This is a genomic window from Streptomyces rapamycinicus NRRL 5491 (assembly GCF_024298965.1).
GTDB classification, from domain to species: Bacteria; Actinomycetota; Actinomycetes; order Streptomycetales; family Streptomycetaceae; genus Streptomyces; species Streptomyces rapamycinicus.
Genome location: NZ_CP085193.1, coordinates 245,482 through 261,812, shown reverse-complemented (window position 1 = coordinate 261,812; position 16,331 = coordinate 245,482). Strand labels below are relative to the sequence as shown.

Here is a 16,331-nt window from a genome sequence, read left to right as displayed (position 1 = left end):
ATGCCACCCTCGACGACCCGACGGAAAGGTCAGTAACGTGCGTCGGCCGCGTCGGTGTCGTTCCTTCCCGTCACGATCATGTCTATGAGGGTTGGGACCGCTTCGGCCACTCCATGTGTCCCGAGCGCCAGAGCCGCGTACCCGCGGACCCCGGCGTCGGGGTCCGTGAGAGCGTCCCGCAGGTGCTCGGTTGCCTTACCGCCGGGCATCTCGGCGAGGGACTGGACGGCACGTTTGCGCACCGCGGCCACCGGTGAGCCGAGGCCCTTCGCCAGCAGTGCCGGGCCGCGGTCGCCCGATTGCGCCAGCGCCCATCGAAGGGCGTCGGCGACGTTCGGCTCCGTCTCGCTCAGTGCCGCCTCGACCAGGGCCTCCACCGGCACCGGAACCCCGTCGGCCGGGGAGAGGGCCGCGCGCTGGCGGGCGTCGGCGCTCTGAGACCCCAGTGCCTGGAGGAGCGCGACGATCTGGAGGACGTCCTCCCAGTCGGTGGGGTCCGTGGCGTCGATCCGGCGCAGCCGCGTGAGCAGTTCGGTCTCGGCCGCGATGCGGTCGCGTGTCTGACGGATGAGGTCACCGACGAGCGCCGAGGGCGTGAAACCGGGGTCGTCGAGCGCGCGCCCGATCTCACGCAGTGACAGACCCAGCGACCGCAGGCTCTCGATGTGGAAGATCCGCCGGATGTCGAAAGTTTGGGGGCTGGACCAGAATGCTTTACCGATTCCCGGCGCCGTGCGGCCATCGTCGACCGTCCCACCTCCGGCGGGAACATCATCGGGACCGGCACCGGCTCCTTCCGCCTCGCCCCACCCCGGGCCCGCGATGAGCGGAGTGACACGGACTGACGATCCGTCTGCAGTCAGGATTACTGGTCAGTGGGTCATGCTCCGATGAAGCGCACTGTTTCTGTCATGTCCGCCCGCCCGGTACGCAGCCGCGGTACGCCTTCCTTCTCGGACCCCACCGCGACACCGCAGAACAGCACGAGCCTGTCATCGGCTCCGGCTATCTGGCTGACGGTCTTGCGATACATCGTCCACATCACCTGGGGGCAGCTGTGCAACCCTTCCGCCCTCAGCAGCAGCATGACCGTCTGCAAGTACATCCCGGCGTCCCCCCACTGCCCAGGCCCCATCGTCCGGTCGAGGTAGCAGAACAGTACGACCGGTGCCCCGAACGCCTCAGTGTTCAAGGCGGCGATCTTCACGGGCCGGTCGGGGTCGTCGCGCTCGATGCCCAGTGCTTCGTACCGCTGGGCGGCCGCGGCGGAGAAACGGTCCCGATACGGTGACGCCAGTCCGGCCGGGTACATCGGGTATTCCCGCTCATCACCCGGGTCTCCCGCCAGTGCCCTGGCCGTCGCGCGTCTCTTCAGTTCGGCCAGGGGCTCGCCGGTCACGACATACAGATGCCACGGCTGGAGGTTCCCGCTGGACGGAGCCCGCGTCGCTGCGGCCAGCACCCGTTCGAGTACCTCTTTGGATACCGGCTCGTCGCTGAAGGCTCGCACGGCCCGGCGACTGTCCACGGCTTCATACACATCCACGTCTTCTCATCCCTCCACCCTGCGGCGCGCAGCAAAGACACGAGGGTGATCATCGCATCGAGCGAGCGGACCGGGCGGAGCCTTGGTGCTAGCGAAACTGACCGACATCCCTCCGCCGACCGATCACGGAGTACTGCCGAAACTCACCTGCGTGCTGCGAGCAGTGGTCTGGTCGTCCCGCACCCTCTGTCCACAGGCCAGCGTTTCTACCGTCGGTGTCCGCTTCCGGGGGTGAGGTGCCTGGAGGCACACCGGAAAGGGCGCGGCTGATGGCACAGACGACGTTCGGCAAGCAGGTGGAGGAGTCGGCCGGATATCTCATGTTCGGCATCGGCCGGATGCTGACCGGCGGGGGTTTGGACGGCGTGAAGCGCACCGAGCCCACGTTCTGGCGCTCGGGTACCCGGTGCCGCGCCGAGGGGGCCTCATGCGACCGAAACCGCGCCTCTCAATACGTCATGTGACGCATTGTCCCCACAGCGCCATCGCGGTTCCATGCTTGCGGGCCTCCAGTGGGGAGCTGGAGGACAGACCGTGTCCTGACTGGGGGGAAAATGAGGGGAAATACAAATACGGATCGGAGTGCCACCAGACGTGTGCGGGCCGCCCTGAGCGTGGCGGTCGTGGTCTGCGCGGTCACAGCGGTGCTGCCCGGAGCCGCCTGGGCCGAGCCCATGACCGTGCCGGGCGTCGCGGGCGAGAGCGGAGCCGGGGTCGAGCGGATCAGTGTCGCGACCGACGGTACCCAGGGTGACGGCGACTCCGCCGGCGCCACGATCACGACCGACGGCCGGCGTATCGCCTTCTCGTCGTTGGCGAAGAACCTCACACCCGCCAACCCGGTGACTTGGGAGCGGGTGTTCGTCCGCGACCAGCGGACGAGCCAGACCACGCTGATGAGCAGCATCACCCCAACGAATCAGGGCCCGGTGATCAGCGGTGACGGACAATACGTTGCTTTTTGGGGGCTGTTGCAAAGAGACACGAAGTCCTTCCTGTCCCAGGTGAGCTCGGGAAGCACGATCGGCATGAACTGCCCGGGCCTCAGCTGCAGCCAGCCGTCGCTGAGCGGGGACGGCCGCTACATCGCCCAGGTCGCCACCTTCAATCGACCGCCGTCCCGGCAGCGCATCGAGGTACGGGACTGGCGCGCCGACACCACGCAGACGGTCGCCGAGTTCGACCACACCGTCTCGGCCCGGCCGTCCATCAGCGGCGACGGCCGCTTCGTCGCCTACCAGGACGGCCGGGCGGAGGACGTCTTCGTGTGGGACCGGACCGATGACACCTCCTCCGGTCCGATCGAGGGCCCGTCCAAGGCGGCGACGCTCGTCCAGCTCAGCAAGGACGGCAGCAAGGTCGTCTACCTCTCGGGCCCCGACACCTACGTCCACGACGAGAGCTCGGGCGCCGACCAACTGGTGCCGAACGTGCGGGGCGTGGCCATCGACCCCACCGGCCGCTATCTGCTGTACGCCCCACACGACACGAACGGACCGTCGCTCACGCTGCGCGACCTGGAGACGGGCACCGACGAGATAGTCTCCAACCAGCTCGCCTCGGCCGGGACCGACGCGGTCGGCGCCGGTGGGCGCGACGTGGTCTTCCAGTCCGCAGCCGACGACATCGTGCCCGGCGACACCAACGGCAAATCGGACGTCTTCGTCCGCCACTTCTACTGATCGCCCCGGGTCTCGCGCCCTCCGGGTGTCGCACCGCTCTCGCTCCCGCACGGGAGCAGTGGGGACCAGCGAGAGCCCCCTGACCATGAACCCCGTCGGGCCGGCCGTGAGCCCGACCACGGCGCCGGCTGGACCGACCACGGGCCTGACCATGGCAGGTCAGGAGTCTGCGGCGGCTCCGGTCGCTCGGTGGTGACCTGGTTGTAGTCGACACCGTCGACTCGATCGCGCGAGTCGTTGGCCTCGCTCTTTCCGCTGCGGTGTCCGCCCGGCCAGACCACGTTGTCGCCGGTCTCGGGGACGCGGGTGGACCGGAAGCCGTCGAACGCGACCTGCGCAGACCCCGCCAGGACACGCTCCTCGTGCATGGGCGCCCCCGCGGACCTGCCACAGTCTCGAACAGCTCCCGCAAAGGATCCGGTCCCACCCGCCGACGCACACAGGCCGGACCCGCCGCAGTCACCGGCGCTACGAGGCGTCCTGCCTGCCGCAACGCTCCGGCCAGGGTGTCCCGTACCCGGCCGTACAAAGTGCCCCGTCATCAACCAGCGGCGTGGACCACCGTGGATCCGCCGATGCCGCGCATGGGGGAGGCGGTCGTGGAACTGCTGGTGCGGCGCCTGAACGGGACGCGCACCGGGGATCCTGGGTCGAGATCCGAAGCAGTCGGTGAGCTCGCCCGCCGACCTGGATCGCCGCAGTCCACCATGGATGGTGACCCTGATCGTTCGACCTCGTCGACCTGACCGGCGCACCGCTGATTTACCGGTTCGATCCGTAGTACCATTCCGATAGGTAGACTCAAGGGTGTCACGACAGAAGGGCCGTCGCATGCCGGCAGCAGGTGAGACGGAGCGCGCCCCGAACATCGCCAAGAACGTATGGCACGCCGCAGGCCGCCGTGCCAAGGACGAAGGCCTACCCCTCATCTGGGTAGCCTCCCGAGCCCTCACCGACTACGCGGCCGGGACTCTCGCGCTGCCGCGCACTTCTCCGAACCCTGAGGCGCGCGACCGGCGAGGCCGCACCATCTTCACCACTGATGCCGTATGGCACGCAGCCAACGAGCGCCGCACCAAGGACGCGGTCCGGTCCATGTCCGCCCTCGTCGAGATCCTGCTGGACGCCTACGCCCGAGGCGAGGTCCACACCCACGCCCATATGGTCACCAGCGGCCAGCGCGATGCCCTCGTCTCCGCCGGCACCCCCGACGGTCCCACGGGCGCTACACGCGTCACACTGTCCGCAGCCTGACCGCCACCACCAAAGGATTGCCACTCATGACCGCCCCGCCGCTCGGCTCAGGGGCCGTTCCCCCCATGCCGGACAGGACGCCAAAAGCGCTCCGCGCCGCCATCGCCCAGCACGCGCCGCAACTCCTTGTCGACTTCGACCGGCATTGGCGTCGCGACATCGCCGATGCCTACGATCTCGCGCCGGTCCCCGCCTTCATGGCGCGCTGGTGGAGCGAATACGCCGTCTCCCGCGATCCGCGCCTGGAGGCGAAAGTGCACGCCCTGGAGGACGAGGCCGACCGGGAGCCCGACTACAGCCGCGCCAAAGCCCTCATTGAGGAAGCCGGGAACCTTCGCCGTCAGGCGGCGAAGGCGGAACCCGGCCAGTGACCGGCGGTTTCATGGGGCCGCCCTGGCAAGCGGACTGGACCAAGAAGGCCGAGGAAGACCGCGACGCCCTCCCAGAAGCGGCCCGCACCCTGGTAAGCGCCGCCCGCGCCGAACTCGTCACCGCCGCCGACCCCTACTTTCGGGGCATCGACACCGACCGGGACCTTCCAGCCGGGATGAGTGTGGAACCTGCCCAGTCCACCCGCCCCGGCGGTCAGCACGTCCTCTACTTCGACCACGGACGTGGCTGGCTGCGGTACCAATTCACCAGGAGAACCACCGATCCTCAGCTCGTGATCGAAGAGTGCTTCTGGCAGTGAGGCGGTCGCACCGCTAGCTCCCCGACGGCCGGTCGAAGCATGGCAACGGCACAGCGCCGGAAGGGGTGCGAAGGCCCGCGCCACCACGGCTGGGCCTGGATCCACATCGGCAGCGACAGCCATCGCCACCTGCGAGCCGTCGCGACCGGACAGGACCAGACGAGGTCGAACCGGTCGAGGTTCATCTGACCGCATAGGTTCGCCGGGTTGTTCATGCCGCCGCGGTGGCGAGGGAGCGCCCGCCCCAGCGGATCCCTCTCTCGCCGCGTATGCGGGCGCGTTCCTTGCTCTAGCCGCGGAGGGTGGCGACCGCCTCGTCGAAGAGGCGTTCGGGGTCGTCGGCCCCGCCGGAGCGATACCACGCGTCGACGGCGGCGTCGAGGCAGGCCAGCGCGGCGGCGACGAACGCCAGGGCCCGGGGGTCGGGGGCCGGGGAGGCGGGCAGGCCGAGGCGGCGCTGCACCTCGGGGGCGAGCAGCTCCTGCCAGCGCAGGTGCTTCTCCAGGTGCCGGGCGCGCAGGGAGGGCGCCTCGTGGTGGATGCGGGCGAGGGTCAGCTGCTCCTCCGGGCTGCCCGCCGACCGCTGGAGTACCAGGAAGGCTTCTCTGATGGCCGTCCATGCCGACTCGTCGCCCGGACGGGCTTCCAGCGCCGCTCGCACCGACTCACCCAGCGCGTCGGTGTCGCCCAGGACGACGTCCTCCTTGCTGCCGAAGTAGTGGAAGAACGAACGGCGTGAGATGCCGACCGCGGCGGTGATCTGGTCGATCGTCGTCGCCTCGAAGCCGTTCTCCGCAAAGAGCCGTACGGCGGTGGCGGTGATTTCCGCGCGAGCCGCGCGGCGCGCGCGTTCGCGGAGAGTGGGGGTGTCGGCCATGCACTCAGTCTAAATCCCTGCATCAAATGCACTTACTTGCACTGAGTGCAAGAGATTGCGTACGGTGCATATATGACCCGATCAGCTTCTCCGGCCAGACCACGATCGTCACCGGCGCCAGCTCCGGCATCGGTGCCGCCTTCGCCCGCGAACTCGCCCGCCGCGGCTCCGACGTCGTCCTTGTCGCACGGCGGCACGACCGCCTGGAGGCACTCGCCTCCGAGCTGCGGACGCGGCACGGCGTGCGCGCCACCGCGATCCCCCTCGACCTGAGCGAGCCGGGCGCGGGCCGGCGGCTGGCCGCCGATCTGGCCCGGCGGGACATCACGGTCGACGGCCTGGTGAACAACGCCGGTTTCGGCACCGACGGCGCCTTCCACGAGGAGGACCCGGACCGCCTCACCGACGAGATCAACGTCGATGTCGCCAACCTCGTCGACCTCACCCGCGCGTTCATCGAACCGCTCCGCGACTCCGGCCGGGGCGTTCTCGTGAACGTCGCGAGCATGGCGGCCTACACGCCCATCCCTGCGATGGCGGTCTACGCCGCCTGCAAGGCATTTGTCCTCAGCTTCACCGAGGCACTGTGGTACGAGTCGCGCGGCACCGGCCTGCGGGTGCTGTCGCTCGCCCCGGGCCTCACCCGCACCGAGTTCTTCGACGGCCTCGGCAGCGGGGCCCACCAGGGCACCTACCAGACCCCCGAACAGGTGGTCACGACCGCGATGCGCGCTCTCGACCGCGGCCGACGGCCGAGCGTGCAGTCGGGCCGCCGGAACGCGCTCCTGGTGAGGCTGCCCCGTTTCACCACCCGCCGACGTACCGTCCTGCTCAGCGGGGTGATCTCGGCACGATCCTCCGGGGCGGCGGCCGCGGCGGCCTAGGGCTCTGATTGCATTCGTTCGCCGGTTTGTTCACGCCGCCGCGGTGGCGGGCGTTGGCGTTGCGCCGGCACAGGCAGGCCTGCGGGGCCCGGCTCTGCACGGGATGGTTGGGGTGGTGGGAGTTGGCGATGGTGAACCGCCTCAGCGGTCCGAAGTGCGCCTCGATCGGGTTCGCACAGGAGGCGTAGGCCGGGGTGAAGCACAACTGGACCTTGTTCCTCTTCGCCCAGCGGCGGATGTCGGCGCCTCTGTGCAGGACGCGTAACGCCTCGCGACCGATGCGGATCACCCGGAGCCGGCGGCGCCGCGCCTTGGGGACCTTGAGCCCGACCATTCGGACGGCGGCCGGGCTGTCGAGCACATGGATGTCGAACGGCCGTGACCGGCGCCGCGGCCCTTCGGCCGCGACACCGGCGCGCTGGGAGAGCACTCCTCGAATCCGTGGCGCGTGTCGGCCGGTAGCGGGCGCTACGAGTGGGGCGCGGCTGCGGGCCTTCGGCCCGGTCGGGGACCGTGGCCCAGTCGGGCTCGCGGTAGTCGACGGAGGCGGGCAGGGCGAAGATGGCGACCAGGGCGGACACGGCGCACGCGGCCGTCATGTACCAGCCGAAGCTCACGTCGCTGCCCGTCAGATCGTGCAGCCAGACGGCGACCAGGCCGGCCGTCGAGCCGATCAGCGAGGTGCCGATGTTGAAGTTGAGCGCGGCGGCGCTGGACCGGACCTCCGGCGGGAAGCTGAGCACATAGGCGATGTTCAGCGGGGCGGCGACCAGGTTGTTGATCACGGTGAACGCCACGACGGCGGCGGTGGCCAGGACGATGGACTTGCTGCCGATGGCCATGAAGGTCGGCACCGTCAGCACCACGAACAGGCCGTAGCCGACCAGTAGCGGCAGCCGGGCGCCGTACCGGTCCGCGAGCACCCCGCCCCAGATGCTGGGCAGCGGCCCCACGACATAGGTGAGCATGGAGGCCAGCAGCGACAGCGAGGTGGGGAATCCGGCGGTGATCAGGGCCGTCACGAAGTACGCCTGGATGGTGTACGAGCCGATGCGCTGACCGGCACCCAGCCCGATGGCCTTGAGCATGTCGCGCCAGTACAGGCGCACCGCGTCCCGCAGGGGCGTCTGCTTCGCCTCGGCGGCGTCGATCTGCCGCTTCATCTCCTCGAACTCGGGCGTCTCGTCCAGCCGGTTGCGGATGTAGAAGCCGATGAACGCCATGGGGATGGCGAGCAGGAAAGGGATGCGCCAGCCCAGCTCTCGAACGCCGACGCAGGCATCGTGACCGTGAGTGTGAAGGCGACGGCGGAGCCGAGCAGCGAGCCGACCGAACAGGTGGCGTTCATGAGCCCGGCCAGATAGTTGCGGCGACGGCTGCCGGGTTCGTGTTCGAGCATGAACTGGGACGCCGTGGTGTATTCCACGCTGGCGCCCAGCCCCTGTAGCACCCGGGAGAACAGCAGCAGGACCGGGGCGGCCGCCCGATCGCCGCGTAGGTGGGCAGCAGTCCGATCCCGGCGGTGCCGACGCTCATCAGGGAGAGCGTGAGGATCAGCACGCCCCGGCGGCCCCTGCGGTCCGCGAGCGGCCCGAAGAGCAGCGCGCCCAGCGGACGGATGAAGTAGGAGAGCGACACCCGGCATAGGTGGAGAACAGCGCCACCATCGGGTCGGCGGACGGGAAGAACAGCTTGGCCAGTACCGCCGCCAGCGTTCCGTACAGCGTGAAGTCGTAGTACTCGACGACGTTGCCGATCATCGTGGACGCGTACACCCGGCGGCGGGTGGCTCTCGCGAGGGCGGCGGTTTCGGCGGCGGCGTGGGCGGGGGTGTCCATCAGAGCTCCTTCGGGGAGATGAAGTGGCCGGGATGGTGGCGTTCCGCGGTGGAACGGGTGATCTTGCCTTGGACGAGGTCCCGGTCGACGGCCTCGGGAGTACGGTCCTCCGGCGGCCCGTAGCCGCCCGCCCCCGCTGTCTCGATGGTCACGGTCTCGCCCGGCCGCAGCACGGTGTAACCGTGGTCGACGGGCCGGGCGCCCTCGCTGAGGACGACCTTCGCGGTGGCTCCCTCCGTACCGCCGCACAACCCCCAGGGGTGGGACTTCTGGCGGCTGGTGTCCACCCAGAAGTGCACATCGTCACTCTCCACCCGCACCCGCCGCCGGATCCCGAGGCCGCCGCGGAACTCCCCGGCGCCACCGGAGTCGTCGATCAGCTCATACGCCTCGATCACCAGCGGGTACTCCGTCTCCAGGCTCTCCACCGGCAGATTGGAGGTGTTCGTCATGTGCACCTGCACACCGTCCAGCCCATCCTTGGCGGCGCGGGCGCCGGACCCGCCGCCGATGGTCTCCAGATAGACGAACTCCTTGCCGGTGAGCGGGTTACGCCCCGAGAAGTGCACACCGGTGTTGGCGCCGTTGCTCGCCGCGGTGACCCGGTCCGGCACCGCGGTGGCCAGTGCGCCGTGGATCAGGTCGACGATGCGCTGACAGGTCTCGCTGCGCCCGTTGACCGCCGCCGGATAACTGCAGTTGACGAGCGAGCCCTCGGGTGCCTCGATGCGGATGGCGCGGTACATCCCGGCGTTGGGCACGATGTCGGCGTCGATCAGGCTCTTGACCGAGTAGTAGACGGTGGCGTGCAGCGCGGTCCACACCACATTGACGCTGGCCCGCACTTGCGGCGGATTGCCGGCGAAGTCGAAGAACATCCGGTCCCCGTCGACGCGCACGGCCACCCTCAGTTCCCGCTCCTCGTCCAGCTCGGGGCAGTCGAAGAGGTCGGTGAACTCGTAGAAACCGTCGGGGATCGCGGTGATCGCGGCGCGCGTGCGCCGCTCGGTGTAGTCGAGCAGTTCGTCCCCGGCCCGCACCACGACGTCCCGGCCGTAGCGCTCGCACAGCTCGCGGTAGCGCAGCACCGCGAGCCGGTTCGCCGACGCCTGGGCGCGCAGATCGGCCCGGCGCTCGTCCGGCACCTGGCAGTTGAGCAGGATCAGCGAGAGCAACTCCTCCTGCTGCACCCCGGCCCGCGCCAGTCGCACCGGCGGGATGCGCAGGCCCTCTTGGAAGATATGGGCGTGTCCGCGGTCGCCGAAGTCGGCGTGGTGCGCCAGGGTGGCCGCCCACGCGGTCAGCTCGCCGTCCACGAAGACCGGAGTGGCCAGCACGATGTCCGGCAGATGAGAGCCGCCGCCGTTGTACGGGTCGTTGCCGATGAAGACGTCGCCGTCCTCGATCCGCTCGACCGGGAACCGCTCCAGGATGGAACCGACGATCCCCATCAGCGAGCCGAGGTGCAGCGGCGAGCCGCCCTCGTCCTGGGCGATCCCGTTGCCCGCCGTGTCGAACAGCCCGGCCGTGCAGTCACGGCGTTCCTTGATGTTGGTGGAGAACGCGGCCCGCACCAGGGTGCCGCTCATCTCCTCCACGATGGTCGCCAGTGCCGAGCCGATCACCTCGACCAGGACACCGTCGAGTTCCCGCTGCGCCGCCACGGTCAGCTCCCTTGCGTTTGAATGATCAGGTTGCGCAACCCGTCCACCTCGCAGGTGTCGCCGGGCAGCAGCAGAGTGGTGCTGTCCATCTGCTCGATGACCGCGGGCCCGGTGATCCGGTGTCCCACCTCGAGCCGGCCGCGGTCGTACACGGGGCAGTCCACTGGTGCGCCGGCTTCCTTCAGATACACCTGGCGGCGGGTCATGACCGCCTCGGCGGGGTGCCGCCCCGGGCGGCGGACGGTACGATCTGGGCGCGGGAGACCGCGCCCACCGCCTGCGCCCGGAAGGTCACCGCCTCGATGGACGCCTCCGCCAGCCGGTAGCCGTACATTCGCTCGTGCGCGTCCTGGAAGTCCGTCAGCAACCGGCGCACAGTCTCCGCCGTGACCGGGCCGTCCGGCACGGGCACGCCCAGTTCGTAGTTCTGGCCGCGGTAGCGCATGTCCACACCGCGGGTGATGCTCCGGCGGGCCGGGTCGATGCCCTCGCCGTCGAACCACGCGCTCGCGCTCGCGGACAGGTCGTCCAGCGTCTCGGACAGCAGGTCCACGGTGTCCTCGTGCACCGGCACCCGCCGGGTGCGCATGAAGTCGCCGCGCACATCGGTCATCAGCAGCCCCAGCGCCGACTGCGCGCCAGGGATCTCGGGGACCACGACGGTGGCGCAGCCCAGTTCGGCGGCGAGCCGGGCCGCGTGCAGCGGACCGGCCCCGCCGAACGGCACCAGCGCGTAGTCACGCGGGTCGTAGCCGCGGTGCACCGAGATGACCCGGATGGCGCGCGCCATGTTGGCGGTGACGACGTCGATGATGCCCTGCGCGGTGTCCGGCACGGACAGGCCGAGCCGCTCCGCCAGGCGCCGGACCGCGCGGTACGAGGCGACGTGGTCGATCTTGAGCTGACCGTTGAGGAGATATTCGGGGTTGAGCACCCGCAGGACCACATTGGCGTCGGTGACGGTGGCCTCGTCGCCGTGGCCGTAGCATGCCGGTCCCGGGAACGCGCCCGCGCTCGCCGGACCCACCCTCAGGTGCCCGCCGCTGTCGGTCCACGCGAGGGAACCGCCGCCCGCACCCACGGTGTGGATGTCCAGCATGGGGGAGCGCACCGGGCGTCCGTCGATCTCCAGGCTCGCGGTGACCTTGGGCTCGCCGTTCTGCACCAGGGACACATCCGAGGAGGTGCCGCCCATGTCGAAGGTGATGATGTCGCCGAATCCGGCCGCCGAGCAGACGGCGGCGGCGCCCACCACCCCGGTGCTGGGTCCGGACAGCACCAGCCGCACCGGCAGCCGTTCGGCCGTCACGAACGGGATGATGCCGCCGTTGGACTGGGTGACATGCGGTTCGCACCCGAGCCCGGAGTCGGCCAGCGTGCCGCGCAGCCGGGCCAGGTAGTCGGCGACCACGGGCCCGATGTAGGCGTTGGTGACCACCGTCGACAGCCGCTCGAACTCACGGAACTCCGGCAGCACCTCGCTGGACAGCGAGACATGGGCTTCGGGCATCTCGGCGCGGACGATCTCACCGATCAGCCGCTCGTGGTCCGGGCGGACGTACGCGTACAGCAGGCAGACCGCGACGGACACCACGCCTGGCCTTCAGCGTGCGCACGGCCTCGCGCACCTCGTCCGGGTCCAGCGGGATCTCCACCCGGCCGTCGTGCCGGACCCGCTCGGTCACCTCCAGGCGCAGATCGCGCGGTACGAACGGGGCGGGCTTGTCCACCTGCGCGTCGTACATGTCCGGCCGGCGGCCGCGGCCGAGTTCGAGCAGATCCCGGAATCCCCGGGTGGTGATCAGCCCGGTGCGCACGCCCCGCCCGGTGAGCAGCGCGTTGGTGCCGACCGTGGTGCCGTGTGCGAAATAGCCGACCTCGGCCATCTCCCGTCCGCCGATCTGGTCGAGCAGTTCGCCCAGTCCGCGCACGATGGCCCGGCCGGGGTCGTCGGGGGTGGAGGAGACCTTGCGTACGTGGATCCGCCCGGTCGCCTCGTCGTACGCACACACGTCCGTGAAGGTGCCGCCGGTGTCCACACCGATTCTCAGGCTCATGAATGCCTTGCCTCGCGGGGGTTTCGACTCGCCGGGATGCTGGTGGCCCGACCTTCGATTCCGGGAACGTTCCCGGAAAGTGGGCGTCACTCTAAGCAGGCCCATCAGGTGTGGTCAAGGTTCGGATGGGCCCCGCGGCCACGAAACACGCCTGTGACGTGGGCGGTCGCGGCGCGACCGGTTGACCGACCCGATGGCGGCGTTATGGTCGCCGCGAGATGCTCCGGAACGTTCCGGAGTCGGTAACGGATTCGGAGAGCGGCTCCCGCAGTTCCGGACAAAAGGAAGAGGCATGACTTCAGCAGCGCAGGATATTCGCGTCGTCGTCGTCGGCAGCGGCATTCTGGGCGTCTCCACGGCACACCAGCTGGCCCGGCGCGGCGTGGCGGTCACACTCGTCTCGGACACCGCTCTCGCGAGTGGCGCGTCCGGGCGCTCGCTCGCCTGGCTCAACTCCGCCGCTGTCCGCTCTCCCGACTACCACCGGCTGCGGGTGCTCGGCATCGACCGCTACCGCACCCTGGCCGCCCGCGAGCCCGGCCTCGGATGGCTTCGCTTCGACGGCGGGCTGGCCTGGGGGGCACCGGAGGACGAAGCGCGTTTCCGGGAGCGCTTCTCCCACCAGAGCGCCATCGGTTACGCGGCGGACTGGCTGAGCCCGTCGGAGATCGCGGCGGTGACCCCGGAGTGAACGCGGCCGCCGTGCCCGAATACGGAGCGATCTTCAATCCGGGCGAGGGCTGGGTGGACCTCCCCTCGCTGATCGAGACGCTGGCCAAGGAGTTCACCGCGCTGGGCGGTGAACTGGCGACCGACACCGGCCCGGCCGTCGTGCGGACGGCGGACGGCCGGGTGACCGGTGTGCACACCCGGTCCGGGCTGAGCTTCGACGCCGACGCGGTCGTCCTGGCCACCGGCGCGAACACACCCGCCATGCTGAGCCGCCTCGGGGTGTCCCTCACGGACCGCACCCCGATCTCGCTGCTCGTGCGGACGGAGCCGATCGGCACCCCGCTGCGCGCCGTGCTGAACACCCCGCGCGTGTCGATCCGGCCGACCCCGGATGGCGCGCTGGTGCTGGACTCGGCCTGGGCGGAGGAGGAGATCGTGCGGCACGAGGACGGCACGTTCGAGGTCCGCCGGTCCACTGTGGACGGCCTGCTCGCCGAGGCGTCCGCCGTACTGGCAGGCACCCCCGTACTCCCGCCGGCGTCCTGGGCCGCGGGCCCGAAACCCATCCCCGCTGACGGCGAACCCGTGCTCGGGGAACTGGACGAGGTGGCCGGCTGCCATGTCGCGTTCACCCACAGCGGTGCGACCCTCGGACTCATCGCCGGTGAACTGCTGGCCGAGGAGATCGTGACCGGCCGCCCGCACCCCCTGCTCGCCGCTTTCCGCCCGGGACGGTTTGGCTCATGACCATACGCACCGCGATCATTGGCTTCGGCACCGCCGGCCGGATCTTCCACGCCCCCTTCATCGCCGCCGACCCGCACTACACGCTCAGCGCGATCGTCACCCGGGATCAGGACCGCCGGACCGAGGCCGCGGCCGGGCACCCCGGAGCGCGGCTGCTGCCGGACGTCGATGCCCTGCTGCGTCAGGCGGCCGAACTGGACTTGGCGGTCGTCGCCTCGCCCTCCGGCACCCACGCCCAGCTGGCGGACTCCCTGCTCGACGCGGGCGTCGGCGTCGTGGTCGACAAGCCGTTCAGCGTGACCGCCGCCGAGGGGCGGGCACTGGTCGCGAAGAGCGAACGGCTCGGGCTGCCGCTGACGGTCTTCCACAACCGCCGCTGGGACGGCGACTTCCGCACGCTGCGGGACCTGATCGACCGCGGCGAGCTGGGCGAGGTATGGCGTTTCGAGTCCCGGTTCGAATGGTGGAAGCCGGACCCGGGCGCCTCGTGGAAGACGACGGCCACCACCGCGGAAGGCGGCGGCATCCTCTACGACCTCGGCGCCCACCTGCTCGACCAGGCGCTGCTGCTGTTCGGCGACGCCGTGCCGGTGTACAGCGAGGTCGTCACCCGCCGCCCCGGCGCGGCGGCCGACGAGGACAGCTTCGTGGTGCTGCGGCACGCGTCGGGAGTCCACTCTTATCTGTGGATGAACGGCCTGGCGGCACAGACCGGCCCCCGTTTCCGCGTCCTGGGCTCGCGCGGCGCGTACACCACCTACGGGCTCGACCCGCAGGAGCCGGCGCTGAAGGGCGGCGCCTCGCCCACCGACCCGTCGTTCGGCCGTGAGCCCGAACCGGCATGGGGAAGGCTCGGTGCCGGCGGTACGGCCGTCCCCGTGCCGACCCTTCCCGGCCGTTACGCGGAGTTCTACGCACGGCTGGCCGACGCCCTGAACGCAGGCCGCCCGCTGCCGGTCGATCCCCGGGAGGCGGTGCGGGTCATCGAGCTGATCGAACAGATCCATCGGAGATGACAGTGATTGAATGTGGCCACAGGACGATGCCACCGGCGTGATGTGGCGCGGAAGGAGGTACGTGCTGTCGTGACGCGAACCGCGCACCAGTCCGTCACCATCGTCGACGTGGCGAAGGCCGCGGGGGTCTCGAAGTCCACGGCCGGACGCGCGCTCACCGGATCCGATGAGGTCAGCGCACGGACCCGGGACAAGGTGGTTCGGGTGGCAGCGGAGCTCGGCTACCGGCCCAACGGCGTGGCGCGCAGCATGATCACCGGGAACACCGAGACCGTCGGCGTGGTCATCCCGGACATGAGCAACCGGTTCTTCTCCGCCGCGCTCCAGAGCATCGCCCGCACGATCCGGCAGCACGGCTATGAGTTGCTCGTCAGCAGCACCGAGGGTGAGCCGGCCCTGGAGCGCAGATCGGTTGAGGTGCTGTCCACCAAACGCGTGGACGGCCTCATCGTGGCACCCGTGCTCGGGGCGGACACCGACCACCTCCGGCGGCTGGCCGACAGCGGCACCGCGCTGGTCCTGCTGGACCGCCCGGCCCCGAAGGTCTCCGGCACGAGCTTCGTCTCCGTCGACAACGTCGAGGCGTCGCGGCTGGCGGTGGACCACCTGATCGGGCTGGGCCACCGCCACATCGGGATCATCAGCGAGGCACGGTACGACGCCACCGTCACGCGGGCCGCGGAACCCAGTCCCACCGCCCATCGCCCCAGCACGATGCGGCTGGCCGGCTACGTACGGGCGATGACCGACGCGGGCCTCGAGGTACGCCCCGAACACATCGCGCACAGCGCCTACTCCAGCGCGGCCTCCTATGCCGCGACCACCAGGCTCCTGAACGTCACACCCCAGGTCACCGCGATCTACTGCACCGACAATGTGCTGTCCGTCGGCGCCTTCGCCGCCTTGCAGGACAGCGGGTGCCACTGCCCGCGGGACATCTCCCTGGTCGGATTCGACGACCACGACTGGGCGCCCTGGTCCGCCCCCGGCTGACCGTGGTGGCCCAGCCCACCGAGGTGATCGGAGTCACCGCGGCCGAAGACCTCCTGACCGCCATCGCCGACCCCGCCCGCGAACCGGCCACTCATCTGCTGCCCGCGCGCCTGGTCACCAGGGACTCCACCGCGCCCCCGGGGCTCAGCCTGATTCCACCGACCTGATGTCTGTGGAGAACTCTGAGGAGAACGAAGAAGTGCCTTGTGACCTGCGGTGATGGGAGTTCTTCAGGCTTCCGGCACGCACGATCGGCAAGGCACTTCCGATATGTCCAGAGCATGCTCAGGCTTGGGGCATTGCCGGTGGCGGTCGTCTACCCGGGTCACCGTTGGCCCGTTCAGCGGCGAGCGGATGCGCGAGATCATCGATGACTACCTGCGGCGTCGCGCGCCTGAGCCGGCGCCGAG

The 16,331-nt window shown here is 70.1% G+C and carries 14 protein-coding genes and 5 pseudogenes; 9 read left to right on the top strand and 10 right to left on the bottom strand.

Annotated elements, in window-relative coordinates; genetic code table 11:
- Positions 1–38: 38 nt before the first annotated feature.
- Both LIV37_RS01135 and LIV37_RS01130 read right to left on the bottom strand, forming a co-directional pair.
- Positions 39–722: pseudogene (locus LIV37_RS01135) on the bottom strand (HEAT repeat domain-containing protein); the annotation flags it as partial.
- A gap of 158 nt (positions 723–880) precedes the next feature.
- The gene (locus LIV37_RS01130) at positions 881–1,546 is read right to left on the bottom strand and encodes a nitroreductase (RefSeq protein ID WP_020865276.1); all 666 of its coding nucleotides are present in this window, start codon (positions 1,544–1,546) and stop codon (positions 881–883) included.
- 269 nt (positions 1,547–1,815) lie between these two features.
- Between LIV37_RS01130 and LIV37_RS01125 the strand changes: the two genes are divergently transcribed.
- The 5 genes from LIV37_RS01125 (at position 1,816) to LIV37_RS01105 (ending at position 5,173) form a co-directional block, all read left to right on the top strand.
- Complete coding sequence (locus LIV37_RS01125; protein WP_020865275.1) at positions 1,816–2,010, top strand: hypothetical protein; 195 nt, start codon at positions 1,816–1,818, stop codon at positions 2,008–2,010.
- A 132-nt stretch (positions 2,011–2,142) separates the two neighbouring features.
- Positions 2,143–3,228 carry a TolB-like translocation protein gene (locus tag LIV37_RS01120; RefSeq protein WP_020865274.1) on the top strand — a complete coding sequence of 362 codons (1,086 nt, stop codon included), beginning with the start codon at positions 2,143–2,145 and terminating at the stop codon, positions 3,226–3,228.
- Positions 3,229–4,059: 831 nt separating this feature from the next.
- Positions 4,060–4,482 (top strand): hypothetical protein, encoded by a 423-nt coding sequence (locus LIV37_RS01115; RefSeq protein ID WP_020865273.1) that lies wholly within the window; start codon positions 4,060–4,062, stop codon positions 4,480–4,482.
- 26 nt (positions 4,483–4,508) lie between these two features.
- Positions 4,509–4,853, top strand: coding sequence for a DUF6247 family protein (locus LIV37_RS01110; protein ID WP_020865272.1), 345 nt, complete (start codon positions 4,509–4,511; stop codon positions 4,851–4,853).
- On the top strand, positions 4,850–5,173 hold the full coding sequence (locus LIV37_RS01105) for a hypothetical protein (RefSeq protein ID WP_020865271.1): 324 nt from the start codon (positions 4,850–4,852) through the stop codon (positions 5,171–5,173). The genes LIV37_RS01110 and LIV37_RS01105 overlap by 4 nt, the downstream gene beginning before the upstream one ends.
- Positions 5,174–5,462: 289 nt before the next feature.
- Here LIV37_RS01105 and LIV37_RS01100 read toward each other — a convergent pair whose 3' ends face one another.
- Entirely contained in the window at positions 5,463–6,050 is a 588-nt protein-coding gene (locus LIV37_RS01100; RefSeq protein ID WP_020865270.1) for a TetR/AcrR family transcriptional regulator, read from the bottom strand.
- 26 nt (positions 6,051–6,076) lie between these two features.
- Between LIV37_RS01100 and LIV37_RS01095 the strand changes: the two genes are divergently transcribed.
- The gene (locus LIV37_RS01095; RefSeq protein WP_254807078.1) at positions 6,077–6,934 is read left to right on the top strand and encodes an SDR family NAD(P)-dependent oxidoreductase; all 858 of its coding nucleotides are present in this window, start codon (positions 6,077–6,079) and stop codon (positions 6,932–6,934) included.
- A 40-nt stretch (positions 6,935–6,974) separates the two neighbouring features.
- On the opposite strand, the pseudogene LIV37_RS01090 reads toward LIV37_RS01095, so the two are convergent.
- The 7 genes and pseudogenes from LIV37_RS01090 to LIV37_RS01060 form a co-directional block, all read right to left on the bottom strand.
- Positions 6,975–7,187: pseudogene (locus LIV37_RS01090) on the bottom strand (IS630 family transposase); the annotation flags it as partial.
- 301 nt (positions 7,188–7,488) lie between these two features.
- Positions 7,489–8,181, bottom strand: a pseudogene (locus tag LIV37_RS01085) (MFS transporter); the annotation flags it as partial.
- Positions 8,182–8,487: 306 nt separating this feature from the next.
- Entirely contained in the window at positions 8,488–8,772 is a 285-nt protein-coding gene (locus tag LIV37_RS01080; protein WP_254807077.1) for a hypothetical protein, read from the bottom strand.
- The gene (locus LIV37_RS01075) at positions 8,772–10,436 is read right to left on the bottom strand and encodes a hydantoinase B/oxoprolinase family protein (protein ID WP_020865267.1); all 1,665 of its coding nucleotides are present in this window, start codon (positions 10,434–10,436) and stop codon (positions 8,772–8,774) included. The genes LIV37_RS01080 and LIV37_RS01075 overlap by 1 nt, the downstream gene beginning before the upstream one ends.
- 2 nt (positions 10,437–10,438) lie before the next feature.
- Complete coding sequence (locus tag LIV37_RS01070; protein ID WP_254807076.1) at positions 10,439–10,642, bottom strand: hypothetical protein; 204 nt, start codon at positions 10,640–10,642, stop codon at positions 10,439–10,441.
- Positions 10,639–12,027, bottom strand: a complete 1,389-nt coding sequence (locus LIV37_RS01065; RefSeq protein WP_254807075.1) for a hydantoinase/oxoprolinase family protein — start codon at positions 12,025–12,027, stop codon at positions 10,639–10,641. The genes LIV37_RS01070 and LIV37_RS01065 overlap by 4 nt, the downstream gene beginning before the upstream one ends.
- Complete coding sequence (locus tag LIV37_RS01060; protein ID WP_254807074.1) at positions 11,963–12,493, bottom strand: hydantoinase/oxoprolinase N-terminal domain-containing protein; 531 nt, start codon at positions 12,491–12,493, stop codon at positions 11,963–11,965. The genes LIV37_RS01065 and LIV37_RS01060 overlap by 65 nt, the downstream gene beginning before the upstream one ends.
- A 193-nt stretch (positions 12,494–12,686) precedes the next feature.
- Between LIV37_RS01060 and LIV37_RS52420 the strand changes: the two are divergent.
- From LIV37_RS52420 to LIV37_RS01040, 3 genes and pseudogenes are all read left to right on the top strand, one after another.
- Positions 12,687–13,912: pseudogene (locus tag LIV37_RS52420) on the top strand (NAD(P)/FAD-dependent oxidoreductase).
- A complete protein-coding gene (locus LIV37_RS01045) occupies positions 13,909–14,928 on the top strand; it encodes a Gfo/Idh/MocA family protein (protein WP_020865264.1) in 1,020 nt (339 codons plus the stop codon). Before LIV37_RS52420 ends, LIV37_RS01045 begins: the two are co-directional and overlap by 4 nt.
- A 12-nt stretch (positions 14,929–14,940) precedes the next feature.
- Positions 14,941–16,088, top strand: a pseudogene (locus LIV37_RS01040) (LacI family DNA-binding transcriptional regulator).
- The last annotated feature ends 243 nt before the right edge of the window (positions 16,089–16,331 follow it).

Coding starts and splice junctions, on each gene's coding strand:
- LIV37_RS01125 (WP_020865275.1), top strand. CDS start 1,816: ATGGCACAGACGACGTTCGGCAAGCAGGTGGAGGAGTCGGCCGGATAT.
- LIV37_RS01115 (WP_020865273.1), top strand. CDS start 4,060: ATGCCGGCAGCAGGTGAGACGGAGCGCGCCCCGAACATCGCCAAGAAC.
- LIV37_RS01110 (WP_020865272.1), top strand. CDS start 4,509: ATGACCGCCCCGCCGCTCGGCTCAGGGGCCGTTCCCCCCATGCCGGAC.
- LIV37_RS01100 (WP_020865270.1), bottom strand. CDS start 6,050: ATGGCCGACACCCCCACTCTCCGCGAACGCGCGCGCCGCGCGGCTCGC.
- LIV37_RS01095 (WP_254807078.1), top strand. CDS start 6,077: ATGCACTTACTTGCACTGAGTGCAAGAGATTGCGTACGGTGCATATAT.
- LIV37_RS01080 (WP_254807077.1), bottom strand. CDS start 8,772: ATGGACACCCCCGCCCACGCCGCCGCCGAAACCGCCGCCCTCGCGAGA.
- LIV37_RS01070 (WP_254807076.1), bottom strand. CDS start 10,642: ATGACCCGCCGCCAGGTGTATCTGAAGGAAGCCGGCGCACCAGTGGAC.
- LIV37_RS01060 (WP_254807074.1), bottom strand. CDS start 12,493: ATGAGCCTGAGAATCGGTGTGGACACCGGCGGCACCTTCACGGACGTG.
- LIV37_RS01045 (WP_020865264.1), top strand. CDS start 13,909: ATGACCATACGCACCGCGATCATTGGCTTCGGCACCGCCGGCCGGATC.